This is a genomic window from Massilia sp. Masssp93 (assembly GCF_059491295.1).
Genome location: NZ_CP168502.1, coordinates 2,306,620 through 2,322,499, shown reverse-complemented (window position 1 = coordinate 2,322,499; position 15,880 = coordinate 2,306,620). Strand labels below are relative to the sequence as shown.

At 68.7% G+C, this 15,880-nt stretch carries 13 protein-coding genes; 9 read left to right on the top strand and 4 right to left on the bottom strand.

Annotated elements, in window-relative coordinates; genetic code table 11:
- Positions 1-35: 35 nt before the first annotated feature.
- Positions 36-1,727, bottom strand: a complete 1,692-nt coding sequence (locus ACEN9Q_RS09700; RefSeq protein ID WP_495628226.1) for an isovaleryl-CoA dehydrogenase — start codon at positions 1,725-1,727, stop codon at positions 36-38.
- A 341-nt stretch (positions 1,728-2,068) separates the two neighbouring features.
- Between ACEN9Q_RS09700 and ACEN9Q_RS09695 the strand changes: the two genes are divergently transcribed.
- The gene (locus ACEN9Q_RS09695; RefSeq protein ID WP_495628225.1) at positions 2,069-3,802 is read left to right on the top strand and encodes a putative bifunctional diguanylate cyclase/phosphodiesterase; all 1,734 of its coding nucleotides are present in this window, start codon (positions 2,069-2,071) and stop codon (positions 3,800-3,802) included.
- On the top strand, positions 3,799-5,292 hold the full coding sequence (locus ACEN9Q_RS09690; RefSeq protein ID WP_495628224.1) for an HDOD domain-containing protein: 1,494 nt from the start codon (positions 3,799-3,801) through the stop codon (positions 5,290-5,292). The genes ACEN9Q_RS09695 and ACEN9Q_RS09690 overlap by 4 nt, the downstream gene beginning before the upstream one ends.
- A gap of 141 nt (positions 5,293-5,433) precedes the next feature.
- Here ACEN9Q_RS09690 and aroC read toward each other — a convergent pair whose 3' ends face one another.
- On the bottom strand, positions 5,434-6,528 hold the full coding sequence (aroC, locus tag ACEN9Q_RS09685) for a chorismate synthase (RefSeq protein WP_056449412.1): 1,095 nt from the start codon (positions 6,526-6,528) through the stop codon (positions 5,434-5,436).
- A 178-nt stretch (positions 6,529-6,706) separates the two neighbouring features.
- Between aroC and ACEN9Q_RS09680 the strand changes: the two genes are divergently transcribed.
- On the top strand, positions 6,707-8,947 hold the full coding sequence (locus ACEN9Q_RS09680; RefSeq protein WP_495628223.1) for a GGDEF/EAL domain-containing response regulator: 2,241 nt from the start codon (positions 6,707-6,709) through the stop codon (positions 8,945-8,947).
- A gap of 112 nt (positions 8,948-9,059) precedes the next feature.
- Here the strand turns inward: ACEN9Q_RS09680 and ACEN9Q_RS09675 are convergent, their stop codons facing one another.
- Positions 9,060-9,515, bottom strand: coding sequence for a CBS domain-containing protein (locus tag ACEN9Q_RS09675; protein ID WP_495628222.1), 456 nt, complete (start codon positions 9,513-9,515; stop codon positions 9,060-9,062).
- Between the two features lie 189 nt (positions 9,516-9,704).
- Between ACEN9Q_RS09675 and ACEN9Q_RS09670 the strand changes: the two genes are divergently transcribed.
- From ACEN9Q_RS09670 to ACEN9Q_RS09660, 3 genes are read left to right on the top strand one after another with little or no spacing between them, the layout of a single operon-like run.
- Positions 9,705-10,841 carry a PLP-dependent transferase gene (locus tag ACEN9Q_RS09670; protein ID WP_495628221.1) on the top strand — a complete coding sequence of 379 codons (1,137 nt, stop codon included), beginning with the start codon at positions 9,705-9,707 and terminating at the stop codon, positions 10,839-10,841.
- Position 10,842: 1 nt separating this feature from the next.
- A complete protein-coding gene (locus ACEN9Q_RS09665; protein ID WP_495628220.1) occupies positions 10,843-11,652 on the top strand; it encodes an alpha/beta fold hydrolase in 810 nt (269 codons plus the stop codon).
- 40 nt (positions 11,653-11,692) lie between these two features.
- On the top strand, positions 11,693-12,001 hold the full coding sequence (locus tag ACEN9Q_RS09660) for an Mpo1-like protein (RefSeq protein ID WP_495628219.1): 309 nt from the start codon (positions 11,693-11,695) through the stop codon (positions 11,999-12,001).
- On the opposite strand, the gene ACEN9Q_RS09655 is transcribed toward ACEN9Q_RS09660, so the two are convergent.
- A complete protein-coding gene (locus ACEN9Q_RS09655; protein ID WP_495628218.1) occupies positions 12,002-13,378 on the bottom strand; it encodes a YihY family inner membrane protein in 1,377 nt (458 codons plus the stop codon). It lies immediately after the preceding gene.
- Positions 13,379-13,456: 78 nt separating this feature from the next.
- Here ACEN9Q_RS09655 and wrbA point away from each other — a divergent pair, with 78 nt between their 5' ends.
- From wrbA to ACEN9Q_RS09640, 3 genes are read left to right on the top strand one after another with little or no spacing between them, the layout of a single operon-like run.
- The gene (wrbA, locus tag ACEN9Q_RS09650; RefSeq protein WP_056449435.1) at positions 13,457-14,068 is read left to right on the top strand and encodes an NAD(P)H:quinone oxidoreductase; all 612 of its coding nucleotides are present in this window, start codon (positions 13,457-13,459) and stop codon (positions 14,066-14,068) included.
- A 3-nt stretch (positions 14,069-14,071) separates the two neighbouring features.
- The gene (locus ACEN9Q_RS09645) at positions 14,072-14,470 is read left to right on the top strand and encodes a DUF2069 domain-containing protein (protein ID WP_056449438.1); all 399 of its coding nucleotides are present in this window, start codon (positions 14,072-14,074) and stop codon (positions 14,468-14,470) included.
- A complete protein-coding gene (locus ACEN9Q_RS09640; protein WP_056449441.1) occupies positions 14,463-15,872 on the top strand; it encodes an FAD-binding oxidoreductase in 1,410 nt (469 codons plus the stop codon). The genes ACEN9Q_RS09645 and ACEN9Q_RS09640 overlap by 8 nt, the downstream gene beginning before the upstream one ends.
- Positions 15,873-15,880: the final 8 nt, after the last annotated feature.

The following is a 15,880-nucleotide window of genomic DNA, read 5'->3' as shown; positions in this document are numbered from 1 at the left end:
TTGTCCCGTCCTTTGTCGAAGTTTCATGGCGACGTTCACTCGACGAGGGCGCGCGCCAGGATCGCGGCGCAGTCGGCGCCGTCCGGCAGCCGGCCGAACGCGCCGCCGACGTCGACGGCGATGCGCGACGCCACGAACGCAGCGGCGACGAAAGACGGCGCACGGCGCAGCAACAGCCCGGCCTGGACGGCCACGACCAGTTGCTCGGCGAGGCGGCGCGCGCCGAATTCATCGGCCGCCAGGGTGCCCAGCCCATCCAGCAGGCGCGCGCAATACGCGTCGAAGCGGGGATCGCGGCCGCGAGCCAGCGCCAGCTCCGCGGCCAGGGCGTCGCGTGGTTCCGGGCCCTTGGCGAACGCGCGCAGCACGTCCAGGCACATCACGTTGCCCGAACCTTCCCAGATGGAGTTGACGGGAAATTCGCGATACAGGCGCGCCAGCGGGCCGTCCTCCACGTAGCCGTTGCCGCCCATGACTTCCATCGCCTCGGCGCCGAATGCCGGCCCGCGCTTGCACAGCCAGTACTTGCCGGCCGGTGTCAGGATGCGGCCCAGCGCCGCTTCGCGCGGGTCGACGGCGCCGTCCGGCCCCACGTCGACGCAGCGCGCGAGGCGCAGCGCAAACGCGGTGGCCGCTTCCGATTCCAGCGCCAGGTCGGCCAGCACGTTTTGCATCAGGGGCTGCTCGGCCAGCCGGCGCCCGAACGCGCTGCGGGCGCGGGCGTGGTGCAGCGCATGGCACAGGGCCGCACGCATGATGCCGGCCGTGCCCGTCACACAGTCCAGGCGCGTGTGGCTGCCCATTTCGAGGATCGTCGGGATGCCGCGCCCTTCCTTGCCGATCATCCAGCCGACGGCATCGCAGAACTCGACCTCGGACGACGCGTTCGACTTGTTCCCCAGTTTGTTCTTGAGGCGCTGCACGCGGATCGCGTTGCGGGTGCCGTCCGGCAGGTAACGCGGGACAAAGAAGCAGGACAGTCCTGCGCTGCCGCCCTCGGTAGCCTGGGCCAGGACGAGGTGGGCGTCCGACTGCGGCGCCGAAAAGAACCATTTGTGGCCGACGAGGCTCCAGGCGTCGCGCCACGCCGCCCCGAAGCGGGTGGCGGCGACGTCCGGGCTCATGCGCGTGGCCCGCGTCGTGTTGGCGCGCACGTCCGTGCCGCCCTGCTTTTCCGTCATGCCCATGCCGATCAGTGCGCCGTGCTTCCGTTCGATCGGCAGCGAGCGCGGATCGTACGTGCGCGACAGGATTTTCGGCAGCCAGTGCGCCGCGATGCCCGCGTGCTGGCGCAGCGCCGGCACCGCCGCGTACGTCATCGTCACCGGGCATTGCGAGCCGTTCTCGACCTGGCCGAACAGCAGGTAGGCCGCCGCGCGCGCGACCTGGGCGCCGGGACGCGCCGCTTCCCACGGCAGCGAATGGGCGCCGTTCTCGATCAGGAGGCGCATGAGCTCATGCCATGCCGGATGGAACTCGACCTCGTCGACGCGATTGCCGCCGCGGTCGAAGTTCACGAGCCGCGGGGGGAACTCGTTGGCCAGCCGCCCCAGGTCGAGCACGCCGGCAGCGCCGAGCGCCTGCCCCAGCCGGTCGAGGTCGGCGCCCGCCCAGCCGGCCCCTTCGTGCTCCAGCGCTTCACGCAGCGCGGGGTCGCAGGCGAACAGGTTGACGTCCCCGAACGGCGGCGCCTGGTTGAAAACCTCGTGGGTGTCGAAACGGTTCATGGCGTCTCCTCCGGGTGGCCCGCACGCCCAGCTGTTGCAACTGAGCATCATAATATCGGTGCAAAAGTTTCCTCTTCGCACTGTATCGGCGACAATAAACCTTCGTGCCGCAGCTCGTGGTTATCGGTTAAGCAACAAGGCTAGCCTAAAGCCCTGTGCCGGGCAAGCGCGACCCGTCCGATCCGGGAACTGCGGCGCATCAAGCAAGGGCGGAAAGATAGCGGGCATTGTGCTTTTTAGTGCTCGCCGGCATCTTTCGGTGATACATTCCTTGTTGATTTGGTACACTCCAGCATTACCCCAGGCTTTGCTGCCACGATTAGAAAGCAGATATTTCGACAATGCGCGCCAGTTCACCCGCAGTACCGAACGATCCGCGCCATGCGGCCCCGGCGGCGAGCCCGGACGGCTACATGGAAGCGGTGGGCGACGTCGCGCTCCGCCTCGATCCTTCCGGTCTGATCCAATACGCGAGCCAGCGCGCCCAGCGCGCATTCGGCACCCAGCCGCTGGCCGGCACCGTCCTGACGACGCTTGCCCTCGACGCCGACCAGGCCGCCCTGCGCAATGCCCTCGTCGATGCCGGCACGGCCGGCGACCCGGTGCTCGTCGAAGTGCGGCTGCGCTGCCCCGGCAAGGACACGTGGTTCGAGCTGCGCATCGCAGCGCTGCCGGGCAGCCGTGAATTGCTGGCCGTCGGCCGCGACATGTCGGCCCAGCGCGCCACCGAACAACGCTTGCGCCACATGGCCACGCACGACGCACTGACGGAGCTCCCGAACCGCCTGCTGCTGTCCGACCGCATCCGCATGGTGATCGCCAACGCGCGCCGCTCCGGCCAGGGCTTCTGCATCGCCACGATCGGCCTGGACGGCTTCAAGAAGGTCAACGACGGCCTCGGCCACCCGGTCGGCGACGCCGTCCTGCGCCAGGCCGCGAGCCGCCTGCGCAAGACGCTGCGCGACAGCGACACGCTGGCCCGCGTCGGCGGCGACGAATTCGTGGGGGTCCTGCCGGGCACGTTCACGCCCGACCAGATCAAACTGGTCAGCGGCCGCCTGCTGGCCGCGCTGCAGGCGCCGTTCGAGGTCGACGGGCATACCGTGTACCTGGGCGCGTCCGTGGGCGTGTCGATCTATCCCGACCACGCCGAGGACGAGATCCGGCTGATCGCCCTCGCCGATGCCGCCATGGGCCGCGCCAAGGAAACGGGCAAGGGCCGCACGGTCGTCTACAGCGTACGCGAAAGCGGTCCGCCGCAGCACGACATCTCGCTCGAAGCCGCGATGTTCCAGGCCGTGCGCGAAGGCGAATTCCTGCTGTACTACCAGCCGATCGTGTCCAGCCGCACCCGCCGGATCGAAGGGTTCGAGACGCTGATGCGCTGGAAGCATCCGACGCTCGGCATGGTGCCGCCCGTGCGCTTCATCCCGATCGCCGAGACGAATGGCCTCATCAACCTGCTGGGTGCCTGGGCGCTCAAGGCAGCGCTCGTGCAACTGGGCCAGTTCGAGGAAGTGGCCAAGCGCGACCTGTACATCTCGGTCAACATCAGCCCGCGCCAGTTCCGCAACGACCGTTTCCTCGACGTGCTGGACGACGCCCTCGCGTTTTCCGGCGCGCCCGGCGACAAGCTCGTGCTCGAGATCACGGAAGGCACGCTGATGATCGACCCGGTCCACGCGGAAGCGATCCTGACCAAGATGGCGGAACGCCGCGCGCGCATCGCGATCGACGACTTCGGCACCGGCTATTCGAGCCTGGCGTACCTGAAGCGCTTCCCGATCTCGGTGCTCAAGATCGACCGCGCCTTCATCAAGGACCTGCCCGCCTCGACCAAGGACGCGGCGATCTGCAACGCCGTGCTCGACCTGGCCAAGCACCTCGACCTGTCCGTCGTGGCCGAAGGCGTCGAGACCGAAGAACAACTTACCTACGTCGAGTCGCGCGGGTGCGACTACATACAAGGCTACCTGACCGGAAAACCGATGCCGGCCCACGTGGCCATGGCCGCGCTCAAGGAAAACCTGTACACGGAACTGCTGCCGGACGAATTACGGGCGGGCCTCACATGAACCAGACTGCTACCATCGAACGATCGCCGAAAGCCGACGCCACCCTCGCCCTGTTGTGGGAGCGGATCCGCCGGCGCGGCGACATGCCGGGCTTCACCAAGGCCATCAACGCCATCCTCGCCACGATGCGCGGCGAGGACGAGCGCGACTTTTCCATGACCCAGACCGTGCTGTCCGACCCCGTGCTCACCCAGAAGGTGCTGCGCCTGGCGAACAGCGGCATGTACTCGGCGTTCGGCCAGCGCGTCAACACCGTCTCGAAGGCGATCCTCGTGCTGGGCACCGAGGCCATCGGCCACCTCGCCCTCGGCCTGAAGCTGATCGAGGAACTGTCCAGGTCCACGCCGGATTCGCTGCAGGCCCACATCGAGATGGAAAAAGCCGTCCTGGCCGGCATGGTGGCGCACCAGGTGGCCAGCGAAGCGGCCACGCGCGATCCGGAAGAAGCGGTCGTCTGCTCGATCCTCCACTCGCTGGGCCGGATGATGGTCACGTTCTACCTGCCCGAACACTGGACGCTGATGCAGCAGGCCGCCGGCCGGGGCGACATCGATGCGACCGCCGTCGCCCAACTGGGCCTGCCGCTGGAACAGATCGGGCGCGCGACGGCCGAGCACTGGGGCCTGCCGCGCAACCTGATCGCCGGCATGCGCCGCGTGGAACCGGGCGAGCGCGGCGCCGACTTCGGCCATGACGACTGGCTCGCCGCCCTTGGCACCATGTCGACCCAGTGCGCGAACAGCCTGTGGCATGGCGACGAAGCGGGTGCCGAACAGGTCCGGCTGCTTGCGGCCGGCTTCGCGCCGCTGCTCGGCATCGAGCCGGACAACATCGTCGGCGCCATCGAAAAGGCCAAGGTCGAAGCGGCCGCCGACCTGTCGATCGCGCCGCTCGCGAATCCGCCCGAGAAGCGCGCCCGCGCCGCCGCCGTCACGCGCATGCGCGAAGCCGGCAACAAGATTCTTCTGGACGGCGTGGCCGACATGCGCGACGCCGCGGCCCAGGCAACGCCGGGCCAGATGGTGTCGATGGCGCTCGAGACGGCATACCACGGCCTGTCGTTCACGCGCGCCTTCGGCTTCCTGCGCAACCGCCGCGACGGCCGCTACACGGCCAAGATCGGCCTGGGCGACAACGCCAAGACGCTCGCGCCCAAGCTGGCCTTCGACGACACCTACGAACCGAACGTGTTCTTCGCCGCCCTCGGCAGCGACCGCGTGATCTTCATCGAGAACGCGCGCGACCCGAAATTCTCGAGCAAGCTGCCGCTCTGGTGGAAAGGCACGCTGCTCGAGGCACGCTGCTTCGTGATCATCCCGCTGTGCACCCGCGGCGAGCCGGTCGGCTTCATCTACGGCGACTGGGATGACCGCTTCCCGTCCGTCTACCTGAGCCAGACGGAATTCTCGCTGCTGAACGAATTGCGCGGCCTCGTCGTGAAGAGCGTCGAGCGGCGCCAGCCGCTGGAAGCGGTGGCGAACCGGGCGTGACCAAAGCGCCGGCGCTTTCAAGAGCCGGCGCGTAAACGTCGTCCCTGCGAAGGCAGGGATCCAATTTTTTCGCGCTCGCATCAGGCATGCGGAACTTGGGCCCCCGCCTGCGCGGGGGCGACGTATCGAATGCTGCGTTGCTCAGCGCAGCCGCGGCGTGTCCACGTGCACGTCGCCGCACTGCGCGCGGTGCATCAGCGCGTGATCGATCAGCACCAGCGCCAGCATCGCTTCCGCGATCGGCGTCGCGCGGATGCCCACGCACGGGTCGTGGCGGCCGAACGTCTCGACCGACACCGCATTGCCCGCCTTGTCGATCGACCGGCGCGGCGTGCGGATCGACGACGTCGGCTTGATGGCGATGGACACCGTGATGTCCTGGCCCGTCGAAATCCCGCCCAGCACGCCGCCCGCGTTATTGCCCACGAAGCCCTCGGGCGTCAGTTCGTCGCCGTGCTCGGAACCCTTCTGCTCGACCGAGTGGAAGCCCGCGCCGATCTCCACGCCCTTGACCGCGTTGATGCCCATCATGGCATAAGCGATGTCGGCATCGAGCTTGTCGTAGATCGGCTGGCCGAGGCCGACCGGCACGTTCTTCGCCACCACGTCGATGCGGGCGCCGATCGAATCGCCGGCGCGGCGCAGTTCGTCCATCGCCGTTTCCATGCGCGCGATCAGGTCGGCGTCGGCCGTCGCGGCGAAGAACGGGTTGTCGTGCACGTGCTTGAAGTCCTGGAACGGCACGGCGATGTCGCCCAGCTGGCTCATGCAGCCCGCGAACTCGGTCCCGAATTTTTCGCGCAGCCACTTCTTGGCGATCGCGCCGGCGCCGACGACGGGTGCCGTCAGGCGCGCCGACGAGCGGCCGCCGCCGCGCGGGTCGCGCACGCCGTATTTGTGCCAGTAGGTGTAATCGGCATGGCCGGGGCGGAAGGTGTCGGCGATGTTGCCGTAGTCCTTGCTGCGCTGGTCCGTGTTCTCGATCAGCAGCGCGATCGGCGTGCCCGTCGTCACGCCCTCGTAGACGCCGGACAGGATCCTGACCTGGTCCGCTTCCTGGCGCTGGGTCACGTGGCGCGACGTGCCCGGCTTGCGGCGGTCCAGCTCCGGCTGGATGTCGGCCTCGGACAGCGCCAGTCCCGGCGGGCAGCCATCGATCACGCAGCCGATCGCGGGACCGTGCGACTCGCCGAAAGTGGTTACGGAAAACAGCTTGCCAAATGTGTTGCCGGACATGGATTCTCGTTGGGTTGTGCGAATGGAATGAAAGATTTTACCAGCATGGGCAGACGGGCGGGGAAACGCCCTATATGCATCAAGAAAAATGTTTCTTTGTGGAATTTTTCTGCCGGAGTTGCTAGCATTGCATATATACTGGTTCGCAATCACGGAGCTTAACCTGGAGACGCAGCACATGCCCGCACCGAACACGCCCGCCGGCGCCGCGCAGGACGATGACCTGGTGTTCGCTGACGAGACGCCGGCAGTCGCGCCCGGCAAAGGCAGCGGGGCATGGCGCGTGCTGATCGTCGACGACGATGCCGACGTGCATTCGACGACGACGTTCGCGCTGGGCGCCCTCGAGATGCACGGACGGCCGCTGGAATTCCTGCACGCCTACTCCGCCGCCCAGGCCATGGCGATGCTGGAGCGCGAGCGCGACATCGCCGTGATCCTGCTCGACGTCGTGATGGAACAGGCCGACGCCGGCCTGCACCTGGTGCGTCACGTGCGCGACACCCTTGGCCGCCACGACGTCCGCATCATCCTCCGCACGGGGCAGCCCGGCTATGCGCCGGAAATGGACGCCATCCGCGGTTACGACATCAACGATTACCGCACCAAGTCCGAACTCACCCGCACGAAGCTCTACACGAGCGTGGCCGCCGCCATCCGCGCCTACCAGCAGATCCACGCGCTGGAAGACAGCCGCACCGGCCTGGCCGAAGTCGTGCGCGCGAACAGCGAGCTGATGGCCATGCATTCGGTCGGCGAGATGACCCTGGGCATCCTGCGCGAGGTGGCCGCCCTCGCCGGCCAGCCGGCCGACGGCCTGCTGTGCGCGTGCCCGCCGGGCGCCGCCGCCGGCTGGCAGGTGCTGGCCAGCTGCGGGGCCAGCGCGGCGCTGGCGCGCGACGGCATGCTGCCCGCCTCGACGCAAGGACCGGCGGCCGCCATCGCGCTGGCGCTGGCCGGGCGCCGCAACGTCTACGAGGACGACCACCTCGCCCTCTACTTCAGCGGCAAGGCGCATTGCGACTTCGCCGCGTGGGTGCGGCTGGCATGGCCGCTGGACGGCCTGCGCCGCGGCCTCATCGACGTCTTCACGAGCAGCATCGCCGTCGGCCTGGACAACGTCGCGCTGATGACCGACCTGCACCGCGCCGCGTTCTACGATGCGCTGACCGGCCTGCCGAACCGCACGCGCCTCGTCGAACTCGTCGACGACAGCCTGCAGACCCGCGCCGACGCGACCCTGTGCCTCGTCGACATCGACCAGTTCGCGGAAACGAACGACGCCCTCGGCCACCAGTTCGGCGACGCGCTGCTCGGGGCCGTGGCGCAACGCCTGCGCCTGCGCCTGGACGCCGGCCTGGCGCTGGCGCGCATCGGCGGCGACATCTTCTGCCTGCTGGGCCAGGCCGACCTGATCGAACCGGCCGCCGTCCAGGACCTGTTCGCGGCCCCGTTCTCGATCGAAGGCCAGGACGTGCAGGTGTCGGCCACGCTCGGTCTCGTGCGCCTGCTCGAACACGACGGCAGCGCGGCCGACGCCCTCAAGGATGCCGACATCGCCCTCAAGCGCGCGAAGAGCCAGCGGCGCGGCGGCCATTTCTATTTTTCGCGCGGCATGGGCGTGGAGATCCGCGAACGCGTCCGCCTGATGCACGCGCTGCGCGGCGGCTTCGCCCGCGGCGAACTGTTTCTCGCGTACCAGCCCCAGGTCGAACTCGCGGCGCGCCGCACGTTCGGTGCCGAAGCCCTGCTGCGCTGGCGCACCGAGGACGGCCGCTTCGTGCCGCCCGACCGCTTCATCCCCATCGCCGAATACTCGGGCCTGATCATCGACATCGGCGCGTGGGTGCTGCGCGAGGCGTGCGCGGAACTCGTGCGCGTGCGCGCGGCCGGGCACGTGGACTTCACGATGTCGATCAACGTCTCGCAGGTGCAGTTCCGCCACCCGCATTTCATCGACATGTTGCGCCAGGCACTGGCCGACACCGGCGCGCCGCCGGAACGCGTGGAGCTGGAGATCACGGAATCGATGGCGATGGAAGAGCCCGACCTGCTGATCGAACGCCTCGCCGAGATCAAGCGCACCGGCGTATCGATCGCCATCGACGACTTCGGGACCGGGTTTTCGTCGCTGTCGTATCTGCAGCGCCTGCGCGTGGACCGCCTGAAGATCGACCGCGCCTTCGTGACCGAAATCACGGACGCGGCGCGCGGCAGCAGCATCGCCGAGATGGTCATCGAACTGGGGCGCAACCTGGGCCTGTCGATCATCGCCGAGGGCGTGGAAGACGAGCGCCAGGCGCAGATCCTGCAGACGCTGGGCTGCCCGCTGGCGCAGGGCTACCTGTTCGCGCGGCCGCTGGCGCCGGAGGCGCTCATCGAATGGCTCGGCAACGACGCGCTGACGCGCGCCGCGTGATCAGGACGTGGTCAACGCAGTAGGGTGGGCACCCCGTGCCCACCAAACGCATGCGTAGCGACGCCATCGTGGGCACAGGGTGCCCACCCTACGACATGCCTGCGCCGAACCGTCAGTCGTCGGCCATCTGCTCCGCGGGCCAGTCGCGGATATACGCCTTGAGCATGCGGTTCTCGAAGCTCTGCGCTTCCAGCACGGCCTTGGCGACGTCGTAGAACGAGATCACGCCCAGCAGCGTGCGCGCGTTCATGACGGGCAGGTAGCGCGCGTGCTTTTCCAGCATGATGCGGCGCACTTCGTTGACTTCGGTGTCCGGCGTGACGGTGATCGGACTGTCGTCCATGTGCTTGCGCACGGTGCCCGCCGGCGCCAGCGAGCCGCCATGCGCATGCAAGGCCTTGATGACCTCGCGGAAGGTCAGCATGCCGACCAGGTCGCCGTATTCCATCACGACGAGCGAACCGATGTCGCGCTCGGCCATCGTGGCGGCGGCGTTGGCGAGGTCGGTGTCCGGCGATACCGTATAGAGGATGTCGCCCTTGACCTGCAGGATTTCCGATACCTTCATTTGGACCCCCTTGATTGGAGATGCGTGCTGCGTTGTATAACTCATAAGGTGACTCTAGCCTAAGCTCCCCAAAAAATCCAGCTTTCCGCCCTACAACCGTGCACAACGCACCATGATGATGAATAAATGAAACGGTTAGCGCTATCGAATGCTAGCATGCGCCGTCTTCGTCTTCAGGAACAGTACGCCATGAGCGGACCCCGATATCCCGGCTTCACCACCCTCGCGCTGCACACGGCCGCAGGCGCGCAGGCTTCGCCCCCGGCCGCCGCCACCTTGGAAGAACGCATCGCCGCCCTCGAAGGCGGCGTGGCCGGCATCGCCACGGCCAGCGGCCAGGCCGCCCTGCACCTGGCCGTGGCCACGCTGGCCGGCGCCGGCCGCCACGTCGTCGCCGCGCGCAATCTGCACGGCGACGCGCAAGCCCTGCTCGCGCACGGCCTCGGACGCTTCGGCGTCGCCACGACCTTCGTCGACCCGCGCGATGCCGACGCCTGGCGCGCCGCCATCCGGCCCGACACGCGGTTGCTGGTCGGCGCAGCGCTGGGCCATGCATCCCTCGACGTGCTCGACATTCCGCAGGTCGCCGCCATCGCGCACGAACACGACCTGCCGCTGCTGGTGGATGCGACGCTCGCCACGCCGTGGCTCCTGACCCCGTTCGACCACGGCGCGGACCTCGTGTTCCATGGCGCCGGCTATCTCGCCGGGCAGCCGTTTGCCGCGGGCGGGCTGCTCGTCGACGGCGGCACGTTCGACTGGGCCGCGGCCCATGCGCGCACCGGCCGTTTCGCCGGCCTGTGCGAGCCGGACCCGGGCTGCGACGGCCGCGTCTTCGCCGAAGAGTCGACGGTCGGCGCGTTCGCGCTGCGCGCCCGCCACGCCGGGCTGCGCGCTTTCGGCGCCACGCTCGGCGCCCACGATGCCGCCGCCATGCTGCACGGCCTGGAAACGCTGGGCGTGCGCATGGAGCGCCACGTCGCTGTCGCGCGCAAAGTGGCCGAAGCGCTCGCCGCGCATCCTGCCGTCGCCGGCGTCGCGTATCCGGACCTGGACAGCCACCCCGACCACGCGACCGCCCAGCGCCTGCTGCCGCGCGGTTGCGGCGCCGTGGTCCCGTTCACGCTGCAGGGCGGCCCGGCGGCCGCCGCCCGCTTCCTCGACGCGCTCAAGGTATTCGGCCGCGCGCACGACGGCGGCGGCGCCCGCTCGCAGGCGACTGCGGGCAGCGCAGGCGCGGTCCGCCTCGCGCTCGGCCTGGAAGACGCCGACGACCTGCTGGACGACCTCGCCCGCGCCCTGAAACTGGCACAAAAAGGAGCCTGACATGCTGATCGACGTGAACGGCAACACCGCCTACGCCTACACCGCCGGCACCGCCCCGGCCGCGGGCCGCCCCGCCATCGTGTTCATCCACGGCGCCCAGAACGACCATTCGGTGTGGACGGCCCAGGCCCGCGCGCTGGCGCGCCCGGGCCACGACGTGCTGGCCGTCGACCTGCCCGGCCATGGCCGCAGCGCCGGTCCCGCGCTGGCGACGGTGGACGGGATGGCCGCCTGGCTGCTCGCCCTCCTCGACGCCGCCGGCATCGAACGCGCCGTGCTCGCCGGCCACAGCATGGGGTCGCTGATCGCCCTCGACGCCGCGGCCCGCGCGCCGGCGCGCGTGCGCGGGCTCGCCCTGCTGGGCAGCACGTGGCCGATGAAGGTCTCGGACGCCCTGCTGGAAACGGCCCGCACGGATGAAGCGGGCGCCATCGACATGGTCAACCTGTGGTCGCACGCGAGCATCGCGCCGGCGGCGGCCGGCAGCCCGCAAGGCTTCTGGGCGCCGGGCGCCTCGCGCCGGCTGATGCAGCGGCTGTCGCAGCTGAATCCGGCACAGCTGTTCCACACCGATTTCGTCGCATGCAACACGTATGCGCACGGCGGCGCGGCGGCAGGCGCCGTCGCGTGTCCGACACTGTTCGTGCAAGGCCGGCGCGACGTCATGACGCCGCCCCGCTCGGCGCAGGCGCTCGTGGCCGCGATCCCCCACGCGCGGGTAGTGGCCATCGATTGCGGGCATGCGATGATGACGGAACAGCCGGATGCCGTGAGCACCGCGCTGGCGGACTTCGTGCGCGGCCTGAATTGATCTACACTGGGCAGTGGGGGCAACGATCAGGAGACATGGCATGGCCGCCGTTCGCTACGACAGCTTCGCGCAGTTCTATCCGTACTACCTGGACCAGCACGAGAACCAGCTGTGCCGGCGCGCCCACTTCCTCGGGACGTCGTCGGCCATCGCGGGCATCGCCCAGTACATCGACAGCCTGAATCCCTGGTGGCTGCTCGTGGCCGTCGTGACGGGCTACGGCGGCGCCTGGATCGGGCACTTCTTTTTCGAAAAGAACCGCCCGGCCACGTTCGACTACCCGTGGTATTCGTTCCGCGCGGACTGGGTGATGTACTGGCAGATGCTGACGGGCAAGGTCAGCTGGTAATCAGCCGAGCGGGCCGGACCCGGTCCGCTCGAAATGCTCGGCCAGCGTCTCGTCCAGGCCCCGTTCGACGGCGGCCTCGACCTGGCGCGCCAGCGCGGCCGTGTCCAGCGCGAGCGGCGATTGCGCCGCCGCGCCCGCCGGACCGCCCTCGCTGCCGATGCCGCCGAACACGAACAGGCGGTAGACGTCGGCCAGGCGGATCAGGCGCGGATCGACGAGCAGCACCCAGCACTGGGTCCCGGCACGCGCGCCCCGGCCCCAGCGCAGCGCGACGGCCGTCTCTGCCTGCACCCGGCCGACCCAGCCTGCCGCCACCATCTGCTCCAGCAACGACGTCATCTCGTCGTAGCCGATGCGGGTGCACGCGCGGATCTGCGCGTTCGACACCATCGCCGTGCCCGTGATCCGCGCGCCGCCCTGGAGGACCTTGAGCACGGCCATCGCGTCGACGAACGCGCCGCCCGGCACGGGTTCGTACCACCAGCGCTCGTACTTGACGATCGGCAGCGCCGCCGTCAGCAGCGCGCCCACGAGCGTGATCATCCACGACAGATACATCCAGACGAGGAACAGCGGCAGCGCCGCCAGCGCGCCGTAGATGATGGCGTAGGTCGGGAACTGGCGGATGAAGATGGCGAACACGCGCTTGGCGACCTCGAACGCGATCGCGGCGACGAGGCCGCCCCAGACGGCATCGCGCCAGTCGACGTCGCGGTTCGGCACCGTCATGTACAGCAGCACGTAGGCGCCCGTCGTCAGCGCGACCGACACGACCGTGTAGAAGACCGCGCCGAGGAACGGCACGAGGCTCGTCAGGCCGTTGGTGGCGGAAAACAGCTGCGACGTCAGGGTCAGCGAGATACCGAACGCGAGCGGCCCCAGGGTGACGAGCGCCCAGTACACGAGCACACGCTGGACGAGGGGGCGCGGCTGGCGCACCTTCCAGATCTGGTTGAACGCGCGCTCGATGGTGCTGATCATGGCGACCGACGTGAACACGAGCGCGATACCGCCCACGGCCGACAGGCCGGTCGCCTTGCTGGCGAACTGCGTCAGGTTGGCCGTGATCGTGTTCGCGATGGCCCTCGGCATCAGCATCTGGACGAAGTAATTGTCGAGGGCCGTGCGCAGCTTGCCGAACATGGGGAAGGTCGTGAAGATGGCCAGCACGATGGTCAGGAGCGGGACGATGGCCAGGGTCGTCGTGAACGTCAGGCTGCCGGCCACCTGCGGCAGTTTTTCTTCGGTCACGCGGCGGCGCGCGAAGCGCACGAGGTCGCGCGCCTCGTTCCACGTCAACCCGCGCACCCGGTCGACGCCCGTGTTGATCATCTCGGTCGTGCTGCGGGAAAGGTTGGTGACGGTCTTGGAAAGCATCGATAGGGTCGCCGCGCCGGCGAGAAAAAGCATCCTGCGCGAACGTGTCATCTTGTAAAGCGCCCTATAATACCAACGATGAACCCAACCAATCAGATTATCCTCGTGTTGTATTACTCGCGTCATGGAAAGACCCGCCGGCTGGCCGAACTGATCGGCCAGGGCATCGACAGCGTACCGGGGCTGGAAGCCCGGTTGCGGACTGTCCCCGCGGTATCGACGGTGGCCGAAGCGACGGAACCCGATATCCCGCGGTCCGGCGCGCCCTACGTGGAGCTCGAGGACCTGGCCGAATGCGCCGGACTGGCGCTGGGTTCGCCCACGCGCTTCGGCAATATGGCGGCGCCGATGAAATATTTCCTCGACGGCACCTCGGCGCAATGGCTGTCCGGCACGCTGGCCGGCAAGCCGGCCGCGGTGTTCACGTCGACGGGCAGCCTGCACGGCGGCCAGGAATCGACCCTGCTGTCGATGATGATCCCGCTGCTGCACCACGGCATGATGGTGATGGGCCTGCCCTACACCGAGCCGGAACTGATGACCACCGCCAGCGGCGGCAGTCCCTACGGCGCGACCCACTGGTCCGGCGTGGACGGCAACCGCCCGGTGACCGAAGACGAGAAGCGGCTTGCGATCGCGCTCGGCCGGCGCCTCGCACAAGCAAGCCGCAAACTGCAGGGGACGGATTAAGCAATGCAAGTGCTAAGGGTGTTTCATACGGGCGCGGTGACCAGCCTGGTCATCCTGTTCGCCTGGCTGCTGGCCTGGGAAATCGCCGTGGCGCCGCTCCATCCGGGCGGCTCGCTGCTCGCGCTCAAGGCCCTGCCGCTGCTGCTGCCGCTGCGCGGGGTGCTCAAACGCGACCTGTACACGCTGCAATGGTCGTCGATGGTGATCCTGATCTACCTGGTCGAGGGCATCGTGCGCGCCTGGAGCGACCGCACGGAAATCTCGCGCATGATGGCCCTGGGCGAGACCCTGCTCGTCTGCGCCTACTTCCTGTTCGCCCTGCTGTACCTGCGCCCGTACAAGAAACAGGCGCAGAAGCTGGCCAAGGAATTGCTCGACAAGGTCAAAGTACCGCATGACTGACGGCTTCATCGAACGCTGCAGCGCCATCGTCGGCCAGGCGAACGTCCTCGTCGACGACCACGACACCGCCCCGTACCTCACCGACTGGCGCGGCCGCTTCACGGGACGCGCCCGCGCCGTCGTCCGGCCCGCGAACACGGCGGAAGTCGCGGCCGTCGTGCGCCTGTGCCGCGACCTGCGCGTGCCGGTGGTCCCGCAGGGCGGCCGCACGGGCCTCGTGCTCGGCAGCGTGCCGGACGCCAGCGGCGACGCCATCGTGCTGTCGCTGCGGCGCCTCGACCGCATCCGCGCCGTCGACACCTTCAACCGCACGATGACGGTGGACGCCGGCTGCATCCTGCACGACATCCAGCAGGCGGCCAGCGCCCATTGCCTGTTGTTCCCGCTGTCGCTGGCGGCCGAGGGCAGCTGCACCATCGGCGGCAACCTGTCCACCAATGCGGGCGGCACCGGCGTGCTGCGCTACGGGAACACGAGGGAACTCTGCCTGGGCCTGGAAGTCGTCACGGCGCAGGGCGACGTGTGGGACGCGCTGCGCGGCCTGCGCAAGGACAACACCGGCTACGACCTGCGCGACCTGTACGTCGGGGCCGAAGGCACGCTCGGCATCATCACGGCGGCCGTGCTGAAGCTGTTCCCGCAGCCGAAGGCGGCGATCACCGCGCTCGTCGCGCTGGCCAGCCCGCGCGACGCCCTCGCGCTGCTGAAGCTCGTGGAGGCGGCGTGCGGCCCGACGCTGACGGGCTATGAATTGATGAGCGACGTCAGCCTGCGCCTCGTCGCCGCCCACTTCCCCGACCTGCCGAAACCGTTCCCGGAACGCTATCCGCAATACGCCCTGCTCGAATTGTCGAGCCACGAATCGGAAGAACACGGCGTCGCGCTGCTGGAGCGCGCCATCGAACGGGCGCTGGAAGACGGCGTCGCGCGGGACGCCGTCGTCGCGACGTCGATCGCCCAGTCGCGTGCGCTGTGGGCCATCCGCGAACACATCCCGCTCGCGCAGGCGGCGGCCGGCAAGAACATCAAGCACGACATCTCGGTGCCGATCTCGCGCATCGCCGATTTCATCGAGACGACGGACGCCCGGCTGGCGGCGGATTATCCGGGCGTGCAGGTGGTCTGCTTCGGCCACCTGGGCGACGGCAACCTGCACTACAACGTGGCGCCGCCGGAAGGCATCCGCCACGACGATTTCCTCGCGCAGCAGGGCCCCATCAACCGCATCGTGCACGACAGCGCGGCGGCGCACGGCGGCTCGATCTCGGCCGAACACGGCGTCGGCGCGCTGAAGCGGGACGAACTCCCGCGCTACAAATCCGCGGTCGAACTGGACCTGATGCGTGCCATCAAGACCGCCCTCGACCCGCTCGGCATCATGAACCCCGGTAAAATCCTGTGACCGGGAGA

What these genes read in the sequence shown, in the direction of transcription:
- ACEN9Q_RS09700 (WP_495628226.1), bottom strand. Translation starts at nt 1,727, where the DNA reads ATGAACCGTTTCGACACCCACGAGGTTTTCAACCAGGCGCCGCCGTTC.
- ACEN9Q_RS09690 (WP_495628224.1), top strand. Translation starts at nt 3,799, where the DNA reads ATGAACCAGACTGCTACCATCGAACGATCGCCGAAAGCCGACGCCACC.
- ACEN9Q_RS09675 (WP_495628222.1), bottom strand. Translation starts at nt 9,515, where the DNA reads ATGAAGGTATCGGAAATCCTGCAGGTCAAGGGCGACATCCTCTATACG.
- ACEN9Q_RS09655 (WP_495628218.1), bottom strand. Translation starts at nt 13,378, where the DNA reads ATGCTTTCCAAGACCGTCACCAACCTTTCCCGCAGCACGACCGAGATG.
- ACEN9Q_RS09645 (WP_056449438.1), top strand. Translation starts at nt 14,072, where the DNA reads ATGCAAGTGCTAAGGGTGTTTCATACGGGCGCGGTGACCAGCCTGGTC.
- ACEN9Q_RS09665 (WP_495628220.1), top strand. Translation starts at nt 10,843, where the DNA reads ATGCTGATCGACGTGAACGGCAACACCGCCTACGCCTACACCGCCGGC.
- ACEN9Q_RS09680 (WP_495628223.1), top strand. Translation starts at nt 6,707, where the DNA reads ATGCCCGCACCGAACACGCCCGCCGGCGCCGCGCAGGACGATGACCTG.
- wrbA (WP_056449435.1), top strand. Translation starts at nt 13,457, where the DNA reads ATGAACCCAACCAATCAGATTATCCTCGTGTTGTATTACTCGCGTCAT.
- ACEN9Q_RS09695 (WP_495628225.1), top strand. Translation starts at nt 2,069, where the DNA reads ATGCGCGCCAGTTCACCCGCAGTACCGAACGATCCGCGCCATGCGGCC.
- ACEN9Q_RS09640 (WP_056449441.1), top strand. Translation starts at nt 14,463, where the DNA reads ATGACTGACGGCTTCATCGAACGCTGCAGCGCCATCGTCGGCCAGGCG.
- ACEN9Q_RS09660 (WP_495628219.1), top strand. Translation starts at nt 11,693, where the DNA reads ATGGCCGCCGTTCGCTACGACAGCTTCGCGCAGTTCTATCCGTACTAC.
- ACEN9Q_RS09670 (WP_495628221.1), top strand. Translation starts at nt 9,705, where the DNA reads ATGAGCGGACCCCGATATCCCGGCTTCACCACCCTCGCGCTGCACACG.
- aroC (WP_056449412.1), bottom strand. Translation starts at nt 6,528, where the DNA reads ATGTCCGGCAACACATTTGGCAAGCTGTTTTCCGTAACCACTTTCGGC.